A 17,477-nucleotide genomic window follows, 5' to 3' on the forward strand; every position below is an offset into this window, starting at 1 on the left:
CGCGGCAGGTCGATGGGGCCTCCGTGACAACCAGAGGACCATCCAGGAGCGGCGGCCCGTCCCGCCGCAAGCGGTGGTCCCTGCTGCTCGCCGTTCCGCTGCTGCTCTCCGGGTGCAGCATGTTCACCGCGCCCAGCGCCACCAAGAGCGGGGGCACCGCCCCCACCACCGCGGTGACCGGCAGCGCCGAGTGGCTGGTCGTCGCCCAGGGCAGCGCCACGCCCACCCCCCGGGTCAGCACCGGCGTCTCGCCGGCCCCGACCGCCACCACCGGCGGCTTCCTGCCCCTGGCCCCGGTCGTCCGGCCGACTCCGAGCCCGACCTGTGCCCGGGACACCCCGCACTTCAACAAGATCAACGCGCTGCAGGTCACCCCGGGCACCACCTCGGCCGCGGTGAACTGGTACAACGTCGGCGGTTACAACATCGTCGAGTTCCGGATCACCGCGATCAGCCAGGACCTGGTGCTCGGCGGGCAGCGCGACATCGGCTTCGTGACGATCAAGCCGGCCAACCCGTGCGGGTTCCTGACCGCGACCGTGCGCAACCTGGACCGCCGGACCGGCTACGTCTTCACCGTCGACGCCGTGGTGGTGCGCCGCAGCGGCGACGGCACGCACGCCGCGACGGTCTTCCGCTCGTCGGTGGTCTACACCAAGTAGTCGGCCAGCGTCCGCGCCGGGCGGTAGCCCTGCTCGCGGGCCCGGGTCAGCTCCAGCACCATGCCGTCGGTGAGCTGATCCACCGCGTAGCGGGTCAGCGTCGGCGAGACCGCGGCCAGCGCCCGCGCGAGCCCGGCCGGCACGTGCCGCACCGGCACCCCCAGCGCCCGCGCGAAGACCTCGTCCCGCCGGTACGGCCGCTCGTCGGCGATGTTGTACACCCCGCCCGGCCACTCCAGCGCCGCCAGGCAGGCCGCCGCCAGGTTCTCCACCGCGGTCAGGCTCATCGCCACGTCCGGTCCCGGCAGCCACGCCCGGCCCCCACGCACCACGCGACGCAACCGGGGCAGCAGGTGCCGGTCGCCCGCGCCGTAGACCGCGCGCGGGCGCAGCGCCACCGCCCCGGCCGCCAGGGCCAGCCGCTCGCCGGCCGCCTTGGTCCGCCCGTAAGCGCCCCGCTGGCCGTCGGCCGGATGCTCCTCGCGGACCGGACCCGGATAGGGGCCCGGCCGGTAGACGCTGGCGCTGCTCACCCACACCACCGGCCGGCCGGCCGCCGCTTGCAGCAACCGGGCGGTGCCGTCCACGTTCACCGCCCGGAAGGCCGCCTCGGCAGCCCGCCCGGGGCGGGGATCGCCGACCGCCGCGGCCAGGTGCACAACGGCGTCCGCGCCGTCCAGCTCGGGCGGCTCGTGGGCGGCGTCCCACCGGACGTGCCGGCCCACCGGCCCGGGACGGCGGCCGAGGCAGAGCACCTCGTGGCCCCGGGCGGCGGCGAGCCCGGCCACCGCCGCGCCGCAGAAGCCGGAGGCGCCGGTGACCGCTAGCCGCACGTCGCCCGTACCGTCAGGGAGCGCCAGCCGGGCAGCGCCGCGTGCCGGTCGGCCCGGGCCCGGACCACCACCGGGCGCAGCGGCGCCAGCGCCTGGAGCAGGTCGGTGAGCTGGGTGCGGGCCAGCCGCGCGCCGGGGCAGGCGTGCTGCCCGGTGCCGAAGACGAGCTGGGCGATGTGTGCCGGGGCGGGCGCGCCGGGGTCGGGGTCGAGGTGGTGGGCGCCGACGGCGTGCCGGGCGATGAGCAGCAGCCGGTCGCCGGCGCGCACCGGGCAGCCACCGGACGGGGTCGGCAACCGGCCGGGTGCGGCGGCGACCCGGGGCAGCAGCGGGGTCGGGGCGGTGACCCGCAGCAGCTCGGTGGCGAGAGCGGGGCTGCCGGCGTACCCCCAGAGGTCGGCGTCCGCGGCCCAGGCCGCGGCGCGCGGCAGGGCGGCGACCGTCGTGTTGACCGCGGCCACCGTCAGCATCACGGCCAGCCCGGCGTCGGGGCCACCGGCCGGTGCGACCAGCGCCGACAGCCGGTCCGTCGCCTCCCGGGCCAGGTCGGTGGCGCGGCGCCGGCGCGGGCCGGGCAGGTGCGCCCGAGCCGCCGTCGCGGCCGCCTCCCGCGCGGCCGCGGCCAGCGCCGGACCGTCCAGCTCCAGGCCGAGCAGCGCCGCCGCCGTCGTCCCGGCCAGCTCGGTCACCACCGGTACGAGGTCGACGGTCTCGCCGTCGGCCAGCGGCTTGAGCCCTCGGTCGAGCACCTCGGTCCAGCTCGGACGCAGCCGGGCCACCCCGGCCGCGCCCAGCGAATCGGCGGTGTCCCGCCGGGTCCGCCGATGCTCCTCGCCGTGCTGGTCGAAGAGCAGGTCACCGCCGACCAGCGCGCCGGCGGCCCCGCCGGTGGTGCCCTCGGCGGTGCGGTCCAGCGGGATCCGGGTGAGCCCGGCCGTGTACGCCTCGGCGTCGTTGACCAGCAGGGTGCCGCCGAGCCGCAGCACCGGGCGGCGCCGGCTCGCCGCGAGCAGCGCGAACAGCAGCGGATGACTGCGCAGGTAGACCCGGCGGTCCCGGGTGCGGGCCCTCATCGCACGTGCACCGCGGCGGGTGCGGGCCGGTAGCGCCGGTCCCAGTGCCACAGCAGCGTGCGGCGGGCACCCCAGGCCCGCAGCCGGCGCAGGCTCGACTCCACCACCAGGTGCTCGGCCCGGACGATCCGGTCGCTGTGCCGGCGGGCCCGGTTCAGCATGGTCACGTCCTCCGGGCCGGCGCCGAGCTCCTCCCGGGGCGTGCCACCGCAGCGCTCGTAGAGCTCCGCGGTGATCGCCACGTTGTGCCCGTGGACCAGCACGAACGGGCACTGGTACGCCGGCCCCCGGTGCTGCCACCGGCCCCACCGCGCCGCGAGCCGGACGACCGCGGGGTAGACGTGCCGCTCGACGCGGCTGGGGAACTCGTCGCGGCGCGGCACGCTGCGGCCGCAGACCAGGTCGGCCCGGTCCAGCAGGCCGCGGGCGGTGGCCACCCAGTCGCGGGCCGGCAGGCAGTCGGCATCGGTGCGCAGCAGCCGCGTCGCGCCACCGGCGATGGCGTGCCGGAAACCCGTGTCGGCGGCCGTGCCCGCCCCCGGCTCCGGCTCGCCCAGCACCACCACGTCGCCCGGGAACGCCCCGGCCAGTCCGGCCGTGCCGTCGGTGGAGCCGTTGTCCACGACCACCAGCGTGAAGTCCTGATCGGACTGGCCCGCCAGCGCCGCCAGCAGCCCGGGCAGCAGCGCCCCCTCGTTGTACGCGGGCACGATCACCGCGAGGTCCCTCACGAGCGCGCCGCCAGCCGGGCCGCGGCCGCCCGGTCCGGTTTGCGGGACCGCCCGGACAGCGGCACCTCGGCGACCAGCACCGTGTCCGGGCGGGCCGCGCCCATCCGGGCCAGCGGCTCCCGCAGCGCGGCCCGGACGGCCTCCGGCGCGACCCCGGCGGCGGGCTGCACGACGGCCACCACCCGCTCGTCACCGTCGCCGGCCGGCACGCCCACGATCACCGCGAGCTCAACGCCGGGCACGTGCAGGGCGGGCTCGTACAGGCCCGGGTAGATGTTCTCGGCGGCGCGCAGGATCATGTCCTTGCACCGGCCGCCGAGCACGACCGAGCCGCCGTCGAGCCGACCGATGTCGCCGGTCGCCACCCACTCGCTGGGCGGCTCGCCCAGGTAGCGGTCGGCGGCGTTCGCCCCGGCCAGCAGCAGCTGCCCGTCGTCGCCGACCCGGGCGCGTACCCCCGGCAGCAGCTCACCGACCAGGTCGCCGGTGCCGGTGAAGGCCGCCTTGGTGGCGCTCTCCACCGCGGCGGCCGGGAAGACCTCGGTGAGGGCGTACACGCCCCAGGCCTCGTCGGCGCCCGCCCGCCGGACCGCGGCCAGCAGCCCGGCGCTGACCGGCGCGGATCCGCTGTAGACCCGGCCGGTGAACCGGACGCCGGCGGCCAGCGCGGCACGCAGCTGCGGCGGGGTCAGGTAGGTGGCCTGCGGCGCCAGCCGGGCCGTCTGCCGGGCCAGGGTCCGCGGCCGGCGCGCGGGCAGCGCCACCGGCGCGCCGCCGGCCAGCGACGGCACCAGCACGAAGAAGGTGCCGCCCAGCACAGCCCGGCCGGGCGCCGGGCGCACCAGCTCGGCCACCGTGCGCATGCCCGCGGAGACGCTCGCCCGGGTGTGCACGACCGCGCGCGGCCGGCTGGTGGTGCCCGAGGTGAAGACCACCACGGCGTCGCCGTCGCCGTCGAAGGCCGCCGGGGGCGGTCCGCTCGCCGGGGCCAGGCCGGGTGCGGTGCCGGGCAGCCGCCGCCCGACGGTCACCGTGGGCGCGAGCGCCGCCAGGTCGGGCAGGGCGAGGTGGGCGCGGCGGGCCAGCGGCGCGGCCCAGCCGGCCACCGCCTGCGCGGCCGCGTCGGCCAGCACCAGCCGCGGCTCGGCCAGCCGCAGCCGGGACACCAGCACGTCCGGCCCGGCGGTCGGGTCCAGCACCGCGATCCGCAGACCCAGGTGGTACGCCGCCAGCAGCACCGCCAGCGACCGTGGCCCCGGGCGCACGGCGATGCCGACGGTGTCCCCGGCGGTCAGCCCCCGGGCGTGCAGGGCGGCGGCATACCCGCTGGTCAGCCGGGACAGGTCGGCGCGGGTGGCCCGGACCACGGTCTGCCCGGTGCGCCGGGCGCCGAGCACGGCCGGCCGGGTGTCGTCGTCGCGCAGGCCCGCGATCAGGTCGGCGAGCATCAGCGCGGGTCCGCCGTGAGCGCGCCGCTGCCGCGGTCCAGGTACCACTTGGCGGTGCCGACGATCCCGTACGCGGCCAGCCGGCGGGTCGAGTTCTCCACCACCATCGTGCGGCTGTGCCGGATCGCCGTGGTGCTGCGGCGTACCCGGTTGAGGAAGATCCGGTCGGTCGGCGACGGGCGCCGGGGCATCCCGCCGCAGGCCTGGTACAGCTCGGCGGTGATCGCCATGTTGTTGCCCGCGTGCATCCGGTACGGCGCCCGGTAGCCCCGCGCGCGGTGCGCCGGGCGCAGCCGCCCGAAGGCCGCCGCGACCGCCACCAGCAGGCGGAACAGGGCCCGCCCGGCCGGGCCGTGCTCGTCGCCGCGGGCGGTGATCCGCCCGCAGACCAGCCCGGCGCCGCCGGTCAGCCCGGCCCGCGCCGCCGCCAGCCAGCCGGGCCGGGGCAGGCAGTCGGCATCGGTGCGGGCCAGCAGCGTGGCGCCCGCCGCGATGGCGTGCCGGAAGCCGGTGTCCACCGCGCAGCCCACGCCCTTCTCCGGCTCGACCACGACGTGCACCGGGAACGGCGCCCGGAACTCCCGGACGATCGCCGCGGTGTCGTCGGTCGAGCCGTTGTCCACCACCAGCAGCTCGAAGCCGGTGTCGGTCTGCGCGGCCAGCGCCCGCAGGGTCTGCCCGATCCGGCCCGCCTCGTTGTACGCCGGCACGATCACCCACAGCGCAGTCACGAGACCTCCCAGACCATGGTCATCAGGCTGACGCCGCCGCCGAGCCCGAGGAACAGGACCTTGTCGCCGGGGTGCAGACCCGGACGGACCCGGGCGAGCTGGACGCCCAGCGAGGCGCTGGCCATGTTGCCCAGCTCGGCCACGGTCACCTCGAGCTTGTCCACCGGCACCCCGGCCACCTCGACGAACCGGTCCAGGTACGGCAATGTCACCTGGTGCACCAGCACCCGGGCGTAGTCGTCCCAGGTCAGACCGGTGCGGTGGTGCACCCGCTCGACCAGGCCGATGCCGATCTTCTCGAACACCCCGCGCAGCTTGTGCCCGTCGCCGGTGAAGTAGGTGTGCTCGTCACCGCGCGGATGCCGGGACCCGCCGCCGAAGACACCGCCGACCGCCCAGTGCTGCGAGTGCGTCTCGGCGTCCACGTCCAGGATGCCGCCGGTGGCCACCGGCTCGAGCAGCACCGCCGCCCCGGCGTCACCGAACGTGTAGCCGGCGAACGCCAGGCGGGCCATCCGCATGCCGTCCAGCCGGGGCCGCATCGACCGGGTCGGTGTCTCGCCCGTCACCACCAGCGCCCGGCGGGCCCGGCCGGACAGGATCATCGAACGGGCCAGGTCGATGCCGTTGAGGAAGCTGTTGCAGGCGTTCGTCACGTCCAGGGCGTGCGCCCGGCCACCCAGGGCGGCCTGCACGACGTGCGCGGTCGCGGGCTCGGCCATGTCCCGGCTCGCCGAGGCGAACAGCAGCAGGTCCACGTCGAGCGCGTCCAGGCCGGCCTGCTCGAGGACCTCCCGGCCGGCGCGGATGGCCAGGTCGGAGGCGTACTCGTCGGAGGCCGCGACCCGGCGGGTGGCGATGCCGGTGGCCTGCGCGAACATGCCGGCCGGCAGCGGCAGGCCGCTCGCCAGGGCCACCTCGGCCTGGAGTTCGGCCGTGGTCACCTGGCGGTCGGGCAGGCAACTGGCCACCGCGGTGATGCCCACCCGTGGAACGGTCGTAGTCATGGGCGCCAGCCTTCAGTAGTGCCGGGGTCCGCGGCGTGAGTAGAACGGCTCATTCTGTCGGGGCCGGACGCTCAGGCACAGACGGCTGGAGCGTGGGTGGCGCCACAGTCGGCGGCGCCCGGACTTCTCTAAGCTTCCCGGCATGGAACCCATCGTCGACACGGTCGTGCTGGTGGCGATCGCGGTGCTCGGCGCGGCTCTCGCCCGGCGGCTCGGCTTCATCGCACCCCTGGTCCTGCTCGTGGCCGGCCTCGGCCTGTCCTACGTTCCCGGCCTGCCGGAGGTGGAGATCGAGCCGGAACTGGTGCTGATCGGCATCCTGCCGCCGCTGCTCTACGTCGCCGCGTTGCAGACGAACGTCGTCGCGTTCCGCCGCGCCCTGCGCCCGATCCTGCTGCTCGCGGTCGGGCTGGTCGTGCTCACCGCGTTCGTCGTCGGTTTTGTCGTGCACGCGCTGCTGCCGGAGGTGCCGCTGGCCGCGTGCGTCGCGCTCGGCGCGGTCGTCGCCCCGCCGGACGCGGTCTCGGCCACCGCCATCGCCCGCCGCATCGGGCTGCCCCGCCGGGTGGTCACGATTCTCGAGGGCGAGAGCCTGCTCAACGACGCCTCCGCGCTGGTGCTGGTGCGGATCTCGGTCGGCGCGCTGCTCGGCTCGGCCGTGGGCTTCTGGGAGATCGCCGGCGAGGTGGCGCTCAAGGCGGGCGGCGGGGTGCTGCTCGGCTTCGCGTTCGCGATCGGCGCCGCCTGGGTGCACAAGCGGATCGAGGACTCGCTGCTGGACGACGCGGTGTCGCTGCTCACCCCGTTCGTCGTGGTGATCGTCGCCGAGCGGCTGCACACCTCCAGCATCGTGGCGGTGGTCGTGGCCGGGCTGTACCTGGGGCACCGGATCCCGTACCTGCTCTCGGCGACCTCGCGGCTGCAGATGGACGCGGTCTGGCGGCTGGTCACGTTCCTGCTCGAAGGGGTGGTCTTCCTCCTGGTCGGGCTGCAGATCCGGGACCTGATCGGCAAGATCGAACGGGACCTGGCGACCACCGTCCAGGTCACCGCCGCGGTGTTCGTCACGCTGGTGCTGGTCCGGTTCGTGTGGATGTATCCCGCCACCTACCTGGCCCGGCTGATCCCGCGGATCCGGGCCCGCGAGGAACGCCCGCCGGCCAGCGTGCCCACGGTGCTCGCCTGGGCCGGCATGCGCGGCGTGGTCACGCTGGCCGCGGCGCTGACCCTGCCGCTCAACAAGGACGTGGCGAACGCCGACTACCCGCGCGAGCTGTTCGTCTTCGTGGCCTTCGCGATCATCGTGCTGACCCTGCTGATCCAGGGCACCACGCTGCCGATGCTGGCCCGGCGGCTCGGCGTCGAGGAGGACACCACCGCCGAGGACGCCCTGGCCGAGGCCGGGGTGCAGCACGCGGCGAGCCGGGCGGCGCTGGCCCGGCTGGAGGAGGCGGCCGGCGGCGCACCCCGCTCGGTGGTGGAACGGCTGCGGGCGCTGACCGACAGCCGGGCCAACAGCGCCTGGGAACGCCTGGGCAATCAGGAGCAGGAGACCCCGTCGGCGGCGTACGGTCGGCTGCGTCGGGAGATGATTGGCGCCGAGCGCCACGTCTTCAAGGTCGCCCGCAACGAGGGGCGGATCTCCGAAGAGGTGCTCAACCGCGCCCAGCGCGAACTCGACCTGGAAGAATCCCAGCTGAACCGGAGTGCCGAGTGACCTGCCAGCACCTGAAGGAAGCCGCCGACCCGGAACCGCAGGCGCCGTACGAGGGCGGTTGCCCCGAGTGCGTGGCCGACGGCCACCAGGACTGGGTGCACCTGCGCCTGTGCCTGGAATGCGGCTACGTGGCCTGCTGCGACTCGTCGCCGCGCCGGCACATGTCCAAGCACCACGAGACCGACGGCCACCCGGTGATGCGCTCGTACGAGCCGGGCGAGAACTGGAAGTGGTGCTTCGTCGACGAGCTGCTCGGCGCATGAGAACCGTGGTCGTCGGCGCGCGGGGGCGACAGGTGGCTGCTTCGGCGGCCGGCCGGGACGTCACGTTCCTGGTCCGCCCGGCCCGGGCGGCGCAGCTCGCCGAGCGCGGCCTGCGGACCATCTCCCCGGCGGGCGAGGCATCACCGCGGTCCGGACGGTGACCGCGGCGTCCCTCGACGGCCCGTACGACCTGATCGTGCCGGCCGTGAAGAGCGGGAGCCCGGAGACGGTGATCGTGCCGCTGCTCAACGGCATGCGGCACATTACGGGCGTCACACCCGGGCAGCCGATCGGGCGATCCCTGACCACCTACGGCCACCGGCTCGTCCAGACGAGTGACTCCTGACTCTGGCCGGTGAACGGCGTGGCGGGGTGGATCAGGGCAAGAAGGGAGGGCATCGATGGTTGTCTGTGAAGACAGACCTCGACACCCTCTTACCTGCCCGGCTGCCACAAGCGGGTCAAAGCCTGCGCACCGCTGATCTGCCGGACCACGATGTACCTGGCTGGGGGTGTGCCCGAGCCTGGGCGAGTGCTTGCGGCTGAAGGACGCCACGCCGGCGCCGTGTGGCACGATGCAGCGTTCCGTGTTGGCCGAGATCGCCGGTTCGCGCTGGTACTGGGGGTTGAAGCTGTACCTGCTGACCACCGTCGAAGGACTGCCGGTGGCGTGGTGCCTGGCGAATCCGAAGACGGCTGCGGCTGGTGCTGAACCCGGCCGGCTGATCGGCGAGCGGGAGATCGCCGAGGACCCTGCTCGCGAGCTGGGCGCACTCGCCCCGGGCATGGTCGTGCTGGCCGACAAGGGCCTGGCCGGCAAGGCCATCGAACGGTACGCCGCCGAGCAGGTCGGGGTGCTACTGGCCCGCCCCGACCTGCTCGGACGAGAAAACCCGCCGGTTCGGCAACCTTGCCGGTGTCCGGCAGTGGATCGAGTCGGTCAACCATGAAAAGCCAGCTCAGCCTGGAAGGACACCGCGGTCGCACCCCGTCCGGGGTCTACGCCCGCGTCGCCCAATGCCTCCTCGCCATGACCGCAGCGATCTGGCACAACTGGCGGATCAACGCCGAAGTCAAACGGTCCCTGAACGCATACGACCACTGAAACTCGTCTAGACGATCGAATCCTGGGGACCGGTGCGCGATCCGGTGGGGGCGTCGGCACCTCCGTCACGCCCGCTGGAAATCCGCAAAACAGGATATGTCATGGCATAACGCTCTCGTTTACTGGTCAGATCGTTCGCCGCGCGGCCTCGGTGGCGGCCTTCCTGTAGATCTTGGCGAGCTAGAACGATGTAGCTGAACCACGGCGGTGCAAGATCTGTCAGTCGTGCCGGTTTCCTCCTGATATAGGAATCCGTCTATCTCCGCCATCGCTGCGTCTTTCCGCGGGACAGGCCCCGCATATGGGATGAACCGAGCAAGCGGGGGCGTGGTCCAGAAATGGCGAACGGCGGGTGCCGGCTGCGCGCCGTTACGCCACCAGGCCGCCGGGTGGGTCCTGCGGGGCGACAAAGCTGTACCTTTTCGGGTGGTTCCTGTTAGTCGGGCCGGTCCGTTGCGGAGTTGGGTGAAGGCTTCGGGGCTTTGGCGGAATTCGGGAGGCCGGCACGCCGCCGGCACGCCGACAGGATGCCCGCCGGCACGCCGCCGGCACGCCGACAGGATGCCCGCCGGCACGTCGGCCGGTCGCCCGCCGGCACGTCGGCCGGCCACCCACCACGGCGGCATCACGAAGCGGTGGCTCGCTGAGCACCCCCGCCTGCAGGCCATCGAAGGCGCGAAATACAGCCCACAAGACAACCCGGTCGAACGGATCTGGGCCGCCCTGAAACAGAACACCACCAACACCGCACCCGCGACCATGGCCGCCCGGATCCGTCAGGCCCACACCTTCTTCCGCCAACGCACCGACGCCGACAACCTCACCACCGCCGCACCATGGACCTCACCCTGGCTCGGCGAGGGTTACGAACAACAGTTCAGACCAGGCGCTTTAGGGATCGATCGACTGGGACCGGCTGTTTCAGGGGAGCGGTCCGCCTCGCCGTCCCGACTTGAGGGCACGCACCACACCCGCCATTGCCTCGATCGCCTTGACCCGCTCGCCTTTCGGCGCGAGCACCAGCGCGACGACGAACATGATGACGATTCCTGCGGTCGGAACGCACATGACCAGCGCGAAGGCCCAGGGGCCGGCGGCGAGCAGCTGGTCGAGCAACGAGAGCCCCACGGTTACCTCCCACTCGTGCGGTCGAGTGGGAGAAGAGACGCCACCCGATGCGACCGAGTGGCGATCCAACTCAACTCGACCAGCTGGAACTGGTCAACAGTTGAGGCGGACCGCCGCCCGGTTGCCGCCGAGTGGCGATGCGAAGCCTCGCGGCCATCGTCGTGGCCGTTGCGTTACATGTCTGCCACGCAGAGTATCGGATGGGGGCGGTGGCGACCAGCCTCGGTAGGTGTCAGCGGCGGTTGTAGAGACGCATGGTCAGGGTGCCGAAGATCAGCACGAAGCCCGCGCTTGCGATCAGGGTCCAGGTGATCTCGCCCAGGTCCCAGGCGCCGGCCATCAGGGAGCGCACGCCGGTCACCAGGTGGCTGATCGGGTTCAGCTCGACGAAGGCCTGCAGCCAGCCCGGCATCGTCCGGGGGTCGACGAAGACGTTGCTCAGGAAGGTCAGCGGCATCAGCACCAGCATGCTGACGCCCATCACCGACTTCTCCGAGCGCAGCAACAGGCCGAACATCGTCCACACCCAGGAGAAGGCGAACGAGAAGACCACCAGCAGGCCGATCGCCGCGATCACGCCGGTCGCGCCGCCCGCCGGCCGGAAGCCGAGGATCAGCCCGACGGACATGATCACGGTGGCCGCCAGGATGTAGCGGAGCACGTCGCCGAAGATCATGCCGACCAGCGCCGCCGGGCGCCACACCGGCAGCGTGCGGAACCGGTCGAAGACGCCCTTCTCGATGTCGGTGTTGAGGCCGACGCCCGTGTACATGGTGATCATGACGACGCTGGTGACCATGATGCCGGGCAGGAAGAACTGGAGGTATTCGCCGGTTGAGCCGGCGAGCGCCCCGCCGAACAGGTAGGTGAACATCAGCGTCATGATGATCGGGAACGCGGTCACGTCGAAGAGCTGCTCGGGGACGTGTTTGATCTTCAGCACCGCGCGCCAGCCGAAGGTCAGCGAGGCCGACAGGGCGCTGGGCCGCGGTGGGCGTTCCCCGCGGGTCAGCACCGCGGCCAGGGCCTCGGGCGACGGGGTGTAACCGGTGGGTGCCTCCGGGGCGCTGGTCGCGGTGCTCATGCGGTGACCTCCTGCGGTTGCTCGGCGGGCCGGTCGGTGAGGGCCAGGAACACCTCGTCCAGGCTGGGCTGGCCGAGGGCGAAGTCGTCCACCACGATGTCGGCCGCGGCCAGCGCCGCCAGCGCGCGGGACGCCTGCTCGGCGGCGCCCTGCTCGGAGCCCGTGACCCGCGCGGTCAGCGCCACCGGGTCGGCCTCCAGGTCGATCGTGGTCTCCAGCGCGGTGGCGAGGATGCGTTCGGCGGCGGACCGCCGGCCGGCGTCGCGGATCCGGACGTGGATCGTGCCCGCGCCCACCGAGGACTTCAGCTCGCCCGGCGTGCCCTCGGCGATCATCCGGCCGTGGTCGATCACCGCGATCCGGCCGGCCAGCCGGTCGGCCTCGTCGAGATACTGCGTGGTCAGCAGCACGGTGGTGCCGTTGGCGACCACCACCCGGATGATGTCCCAGACCTGGTTGCGGCTGCGCGGGTCGAGGCCGGTCGTCGGCTCGTCCAGAAAGAGCAGGTCGGGGGTGTTGAGGATGCTCGCGCCGATGTCGAGGCGGCGGCGCATGCCGCCGGAATACTTCTTCACCTGCCGGTCGGCGGCCTCGGTCAGGCCGAACGCCGCCAGCAGCTGCGCGGCCCGGGCGCGGGCACCCGGCCGCGAGTGGCCGAGCAGGCGGGCCAGCAGGATCAGGTTTTCCGAGCCGGTCAGGTCCTCGTCGACGGAGGCGTACTGACCGGTGAGGCTGACCCGGGCGCGGACGGCGTCGGCCTCGTGGAGGATGTCGTGGCCGAAGACCCGGGCGCTGCCGCCGTCGGGGCGCAGCAGCGTGGCGAGCATGCGCACCACCGTGGTCTTGCCCGCACCGTTCGGCCCCAGCAGGCCGTAGACGGTGCCGGCCGGCACCGTCAGGTCGACGCCGTCGACCGCGCGGTTGTCACCGAAGATCTTGACGAGACCGGAGGTCTCGATGGCTGGTGAGCTCATGCAGGCATGGTGCCGCACGGGTATGACATTTCTGGGGCATTTTCCCGAGGAGATCCGCTACCCCGGTGGCCGGACTACCGGACAGTCGCCGGGACGGTGACCGGGCCATCGGAGACAATGGCCGCTGACGCGGCCGTGGAGGATTGAGCATCGCCCGCGCGGGGCACTTCTCGGCCCGCCGGCGGCGATGCCCTCACGACCGCAGGGCACCGACGGTCGAGGGTGGGAGCAGCACATGCAGGTGTGGCCGGGTCACCGGTATCCACTGGGCGCGACGTACGACGGGACGGGCACCAACTTCGCGATCTTCTCGGAGGTCGCCGAGGCGGTGGAGCTGTGCCTGTTCGATCCGTCGGGCAACGAGCGGAAGGTCCAGCTGCACGAGCAGGACGCCTTCGTGTGGCACGCGTACCTGCCCGGAGTCGAGCCGGGACAGCGCTACGGCTACCGGGTCTACGGGCCGTACGAGCCGTCGCGCGGGCTGCGGTGCAACCCGCACAAGCTGCTGCTCGATCCGTACGCGCGGGCGGTCGACGCGGACATCGCGTGGCATCCGTCGCTGTACGCATACGACTTCGACAATCCGGACGAGATGTCGGATCTCGACTCGGCGCCGCACATGGCCAAGGGTGTGGTGGTCAACCCGTACTTCGACTGGGGCAACGACCGGCGCCCGGACATCCCGTACCACCATTCGGTGATCTACGAGACGCACGTCAAGGGGCTGACCGAGCGGCACCCCGAGGTGCCCAAGGACATGCGCGGCACGTACGCGGCGATCGGGCACCCGGCGGTCATCGACCACCTCAAGAAGCTCGGGATCACCGCCGTCGAGCTGATGCCGGTGCACCAGTTCGTGCACGACAACCGGCTCGCCGATCTCGGGTTGCGCAACTACTGGGGCTACAACACGCTCGGGTTCTTCGCGCCGTACCACGGTTACTCGGCGATGGGCTCGCTCGGCCAGCAGACCCAGGAATTCCGGGGCATGGTCAAGGCGCTGCACGCGGCCGGCATGGAGGTCATCCTCGACGTCGTCTACAACCACACCGCCGAGGGCAACCACCTCGGGCCGACGATGAGCCTCAAGGGCATCGACAACCGGACCTACTACCGGCTGGTCGACGATCAGCCGCACTTCTACATGGACTACACCGGCACGGGCAACAGCCTGAACGTGCGCAGCCCGCAGAGCCTCCAGCTGATCATGGATTCGCTGCGCTACTGGGTGACCGAGATGCACGTCGACGGGTTCCGCTTCGACCTCGCCTCGACCCTGGCCCGGGAATTCTACGACGTCGACCGGCTCTCCACGTTCTTCGAGGTGGTCCAGCAGGACCCGGTGGTGGGCCAGGTCAAGCTCATCGCCGAGCCGTGGGACGTCGGCCCGGGCGGCTACCAGGTCGGCAACTTCCCGCCGAACTGGACCGAATGGAACGGCAAGTACCGCGACACCGTGCGCGACTTCTGGCGCGGCGAGCCGGCCACCCTGGCGGAGTTCGCCAGCCGCATCACCGGCTCGGCCGACCTGTACCAGGACGACGGCCGCAAGCCGTTCCACTCGATCAACTTCGTCACCGCGCACGACGGTTTCACCCTCAACGACCTGGTCTCGTACAACGACAAGCACAACGAGGCCAACGGCGAGGAGAACCGGGACGGCGAGAGCCACAACCGGTCCTGGAACTGCGGCACCGAGGGCCCGTCCGACGACCAGCACGTGCTGGCGCTGCGGGCCAAGCAGCGGCGCAACTTCCTGGCCACGCTGATGCTCAGCCAGGGCGTGCCGATGATCTCGCACGGCGACGAGCTGGGCCGCACCCAGCAGGGCAACAACAACGCGTACTGCCAGGACAACGAGATCAGCTGGATCGACTGGGAGAACGCCGACGAGACGCTGCTCGAGTTCACCCGCAAGCTGACCGCGTTCCGGCACCGCCACCAGGTGTTCCAGCGGCGCCGGTTCTTCACCGGGCTGCCGGTGACCGCGCGCGGCGGCGGTGATCCGCTGCCCGACCTGGAGTGGTTCACCCCGGACGGCCGGCAGATGGCCGGCGACGACTGGGGCAACGACTTCGGCCGGGCGGTGGCCCTGTTCGTCAACGGCGAGGGCATCCGCGAGCGCGGCCAGTACGGCCAGCGCCACGTGGACAGCTCCTTCCTGCTGTTCTTCAACGCCCACGACGCCCCCATCGAGTTCCACACGCCGCCCGCGGAGTACGGCGACAAGTGGGAGAAGGTCATCGAGACCGCGGCGCCGGCGCCGGACAGCCCGATGTTCGTCGAGGCGGCCTCCTCCATCGTCGTCCCGGATCGCTCGCTCATCGTGTTGGACAGGACGGTCTAAATTGCCCACATCCGACCACCTCGCCACCGCCCCTGACCGGACTGATGACCTTCCTACCGGTACCTACCGCGTCCAGGTCCGCCCAGAGTTCCCCCTGAAAGCCACCGCCGAGCTGGCCGACTACCTGGCTGACCTGGGGGTCAGCCACCTTTACACCGCGCCGCTGCTGACCGCGACGCCCGGCTCCGAGCACGGCTACGACGTGGTCGACCACAGCCAGGTCAACCCGGCCCTCGGCGGCGAGGAGGGGCGGCTGGCCCTGAAGGCGGCGCTGGACGCCGCCGGGCTGGGGCTGGTGATCGACATCGTGCCCAACCACGCCGGCGTGGGCGTCCCGGCTGCCAACCCGACCTGGTGGGACGTGCTCAAGCACGGCGAGCAGTCCCGGTACGCGAGGTTCTACGACATCGACTGGTCCCGCGGCCGGCTGCTGCTGCCGGTGCTGGCCGACGAGCCGGACGCGCTGGACCAGCTCGAGGTCGTCGGCGACGAGCTGCACTACTTCGACAAGCGCTACCCGATCGCCGACGGCACCGGCGCCGGCACCGCGCGCGAGGTGCACGACCGGCAGCATTACGAGCTGGTCAACTGGACTCGCGGTGACGCGGAGCTGAACTACCGCCGGTTCTTCGCCATCGTCGACCTGGCCGGCCTGCGGGTCGAGGACCCGGAGGTCTTCGAGGCCACCCACGCCGAGATCCTGCGCTGGTACGCCGAGGGCGCGGTGCAGGGCATCCGGGTGGACCACCCGGACGGGCTGCGCGACCCGGGCGGCTACCTGGAGCGGCTGCACGCGGCCGCGCCGGAGGCCTGGCTGACAGTCGAGAAGATCCTCGAGCCCGGCGAGCAGCTGCCGGAGTGGCCGGTGGCCGGCACCACCGGCTACGACGCGCTCTCGGAGATCTGCGGGGTCTTCGTCGACCCGGGCACCGAGGCGTTCTTCGACACCCTCGACCACCACCTCACCGGCGGCGAGCGCAGCTGGCAGGACCTGGTGCACGAGACGAAGCTGCACGCGGCGACCGCGCTGCTCGCCGCCGAGCTGGCCCGGATGTGCCGGCTGGTGCCGGAGATCGAGGCCGCCCTGCGGGCGCTGGCCGAGCTGGCCGCCTGCTTCCCGGTGTACCGCTCCTACCTGCCGTTCGGCTCCCGGCACCTGGCCCGGGCCCGGGCCGAGGCGGGCCGCCGGCGGCCCGCGCTGATCCCGGCCCTGGACCAGCTCACCGCCCGGCTGCGGCGCCCGGACGACGAGCTCGCCGTGCGCTTCCAGCAGTACACCGGCGCGGTCATGGCCAAGGGCGTCGAGGACACCGCGTTCTACCGGTGGACCCGGTTCACCGCCCGCAACGAGGTCGGCAACGACCCGGCGAAATTCGGTGTGCACCCGGACGAGTTCCACGAGTGCGCCCACGAGCGCGGGCGGCACTGGCCGGGGAGCATGACCACGCTCTCCACCCACGACACCAAGCGCAGCGAGGACGTCCGGGCCCGGCTCGCCGTGCTCAGCGAGCTGCCGGGGGACTGGACCGAGGTGGTGCGCCGCTGGATGCGGGTCGCGCCGCTGCCCGATCCGGCGCTGGCGCACCTGATCTGGCAGGCCGCGGTCGGCGCGTGGCCGATCGACCGCGAGCGGCTGCAGGCGTACGCGCTCAAGGCCGCCCGCGAGGGCGCGGCGAGCACCACCTGGCAGCACCCGGACGCCCGGTTCGAGGACGCGCTGCGCGAGATGGTCGACAAGCTCTACGACGACCCGGTCCTGCACCGCGAGATCGGCGACTTCGTCACGGCGATCACGCCGCCCGGCTGGTCCAACGCGCTGGGCCAGAAGCTGGTCCAGCTGACCGTGCCCGGCGTGCCGGACACCTACCAGGGCACCGAGCTCTGGGACTTCTCGCTGGTCGACCCGGACAACCGGCGGCCGGTCGACTTCGGCCTGCGGCGCGAGCTGCTGGGCCGGCTCGACGACGGCTGGCAGCCGCCGATCGACCCGACCGGCGCCGCGAAGCTGCTGGTCACCAGCCGTACCCTGCGGTTGCGCCGGCAGCGGCCGGAGCTGTTCGCCGGCTACCGGCCGGTCTTCGCCGAGGGCCGGGTCGCCGAGCACGTGCTGGCCTTCGACCGCGGCGGCGTGGTGGCGGTCGCGACCCGGCTGCCGGTCGGATTGTCACGCCACGGCGGCTGGCAGGACACCGCGCTGACACTCAACGGTCACACCTGGACGGAAGTCTTCACCAACACCAGCTACGGCGGCAGCCGCCTCGCGGTGGCCGATCTGCTGCACACCTACCCCGTCGCCCTGCTGGTGAAGCAAGCATGACCGACTGCACCGAACGTCGCCTACCGTTCGTTGCCCGCGGCCTTGCCGGTGAGGGCC

At 72.8% G+C, this 17,477-nt stretch carries 17 protein-coding genes and 1 pseudogene; 9 read left to right on the forward strand and 9 right to left on the reverse strand.

The window, feature by feature from the left end; genetic code table 11:
• The first annotated feature begins 23 nt into the window (after positions 1 to 23).
• Entirely contained in the window at positions 24 to 662 is a 639-nt protein-coding gene (locus ACIBQZ_RS23005) for a hypothetical protein (RefSeq protein ID WP_396090803.1), read from the forward strand.
• On the opposite strand, the gene ACIBQZ_RS23010 is transcribed toward ACIBQZ_RS23005, so the two are convergent.
• From ACIBQZ_RS23010 to ACIBQZ_RS23035, 6 genes are read right to left on the reverse strand one after another with little or no spacing between them, the layout of a single operon-like run.
• Entirely contained in the window at positions 650 to 1,495 is an 846-nt protein-coding gene (locus tag ACIBQZ_RS23010) for an NAD-dependent epimerase/dehydratase family protein (protein ID WP_396090804.1), read from the reverse strand. The two genes, ACIBQZ_RS23005 and ACIBQZ_RS23010, sit on opposite strands and share 13 nt — an antisense overlap.
• Positions 1,486 to 2,568 carry a cytochrome P450 gene (locus ACIBQZ_RS23015; RefSeq protein ID WP_396090805.1) on the reverse strand — a complete coding sequence of 361 codons (1,083 nt, stop codon included), beginning with the start codon at positions 2,566 to 2,568 and terminating at the stop codon, positions 1,486 to 1,488. The genes ACIBQZ_RS23010 and ACIBQZ_RS23015 overlap by 10 nt, the downstream gene beginning before the upstream one ends.
• Positions 2,565 to 3,299 carry a glycosyltransferase family 2 protein gene (locus ACIBQZ_RS23020; protein ID WP_396090806.1) on the reverse strand — a complete coding sequence of 245 codons (735 nt, stop codon included), beginning with the start codon at positions 3,297 to 3,299 and terminating at the stop codon, positions 2,565 to 2,567. The genes ACIBQZ_RS23015 and ACIBQZ_RS23020 overlap by 4 nt, the downstream gene beginning before the upstream one ends.
• Positions 3,296 to 4,747 (reverse strand): class I adenylate-forming enzyme family protein, encoded by a 1,452-nt coding sequence (locus ACIBQZ_RS23025; RefSeq protein WP_396090807.1) that lies wholly within the window; start codon positions 4,745 to 4,747, stop codon positions 3,296 to 3,298. The genes ACIBQZ_RS23020 and ACIBQZ_RS23025 overlap by 4 nt, the downstream gene beginning before the upstream one ends.
• Entirely contained in the window at positions 4,747 to 5,478 is a 732-nt protein-coding gene (locus ACIBQZ_RS23030) for a glycosyltransferase family 2 protein (protein ID WP_396090808.1), read from the reverse strand. The genes ACIBQZ_RS23025 and ACIBQZ_RS23030 overlap by 1 nt, the downstream gene beginning before the upstream one ends.
• Positions 5,475 to 6,485 (reverse strand): 3-oxoacyl-ACP synthase III family protein, encoded by a 1,011-nt coding sequence (locus tag ACIBQZ_RS23035; RefSeq protein WP_396090809.1) that lies wholly within the window; start codon positions 6,483 to 6,485, stop codon positions 5,475 to 5,477. Before ACIBQZ_RS23035 ends, ACIBQZ_RS23030 begins: the two co-directional genes overlap by 4 nt.
• A gap of 142 nt (positions 6,486 to 6,627) precedes the next feature.
• Between ACIBQZ_RS23035 and ACIBQZ_RS23040 the strand changes: the two genes are divergently transcribed.
• The 6 genes and pseudogenes from ACIBQZ_RS23040 to ACIBQZ_RS23065 form a co-directional block, all read left to right on the forward strand.
• Positions 6,628 to 8,202, forward strand: coding sequence for a Na+/H+ antiporter (locus ACIBQZ_RS23040; protein ID WP_396090810.1), 1,575 nt, complete (start codon positions 6,628 to 6,630; stop codon positions 8,200 to 8,202).
• Entirely contained in the window at positions 8,199 to 8,465 is a 267-nt protein-coding gene (locus ACIBQZ_RS23045) for a UBP-type zinc finger domain-containing protein (protein WP_396090811.1), read from the forward strand. Before ACIBQZ_RS23040 ends, ACIBQZ_RS23045 begins: the two co-directional genes overlap by 4 nt.
• A complete protein-coding gene (locus ACIBQZ_RS23050; protein ID WP_396090812.1) occupies positions 8,462 to 8,626 on the forward strand; it encodes a hypothetical protein in 165 nt (54 codons plus the stop codon). The genes ACIBQZ_RS23045 and ACIBQZ_RS23050 overlap by 4 nt, the downstream gene beginning before the upstream one ends.
• On the forward strand, positions 8,623 to 8,811 hold the full coding sequence (locus ACIBQZ_RS23055) for a hypothetical protein (RefSeq protein WP_396090813.1): 189 nt from the start codon (positions 8,623 to 8,625) through the stop codon (positions 8,809 to 8,811). Before ACIBQZ_RS23050 ends, ACIBQZ_RS23055 begins: the two co-directional genes overlap by 4 nt.
• A gap of 244 nt (positions 8,812 to 9,055) precedes the next feature.
• Positions 9,056 to 9,415, forward strand: coding sequence for a hypothetical protein (locus ACIBQZ_RS23060; RefSeq protein ID WP_396090814.1), 360 nt, complete (start codon positions 9,056 to 9,058; stop codon positions 9,413 to 9,415).
• Between the two features lie 761 nt (positions 9,416 to 10,176).
• Positions 10,177 to 10,461: pseudogene (locus ACIBQZ_RS23065) on the forward strand (IS630 family transposase); the annotation flags it as partial.
• A 30-nt stretch (positions 10,462 to 10,491) separates the two neighbouring features.
• On the opposite strand, the gene ACIBQZ_RS23070 reads toward ACIBQZ_RS23065, so the two are convergent.
• The 3 genes from ACIBQZ_RS23070 to ACIBQZ_RS23080 all read right to left on the reverse strand — a co-directional run bounded on the left by ACIBQZ_RS23070 (position 10,492) and on the right by ACIBQZ_RS23080 (position 12,756).
• Positions 10,492 to 10,698 (reverse strand): hypothetical protein, encoded by a 207-nt coding sequence (locus ACIBQZ_RS23070; protein ID WP_396090941.1) that lies wholly within the window; start codon positions 10,696 to 10,698, stop codon positions 10,492 to 10,494.
• Between the two features lie 232 nt (positions 10,699 to 10,930).
• Positions 10,931 to 11,782, reverse strand: a complete 852-nt coding sequence (locus ACIBQZ_RS23075; protein ID WP_396090815.1) for an ABC transporter permease — start codon at positions 11,780 to 11,782, stop codon at positions 10,931 to 10,933.
• Positions 11,779 to 12,756, reverse strand: coding sequence for an ATP-binding cassette domain-containing protein (locus ACIBQZ_RS23080; protein WP_396090816.1), 978 nt, complete (start codon positions 12,754 to 12,756; stop codon positions 11,779 to 11,781). The genes ACIBQZ_RS23075 and ACIBQZ_RS23080 overlap by 4 nt, the downstream gene beginning before the upstream one ends.
• 235 nt (positions 12,757 to 12,991) lie before the next feature.
• On the opposite strand from ACIBQZ_RS23080, the gene glgX reads away from it, so the two are divergent.
• On the forward strand, positions 12,992 to 15,103 hold the full coding sequence (glgX, locus tag ACIBQZ_RS23085) for a glycogen debranching protein GlgX (protein ID WP_396090817.1): 2,112 nt from the start codon (positions 12,992 to 12,994) through the stop codon (positions 15,101 to 15,103).
• 1 nt (position 15,104) lies between these two features.
• Entirely contained in the window at positions 15,105 to 17,420 is a 2,316-nt protein-coding gene (treY, locus tag ACIBQZ_RS23090; RefSeq protein WP_396090818.1) for a malto-oligosyltrehalose synthase, read from the forward strand.
• Positions 17,421 to 17,477: the final 57 nt, after the last annotated feature.

The organism is Actinoplanes sp. NPDC049599 (genome assembly GCF_044465625.1).
GTDB lineage: Bacteria > Actinomycetota > Actinomycetes > Mycobacteriales > Micromonosporaceae > Actinoplanes.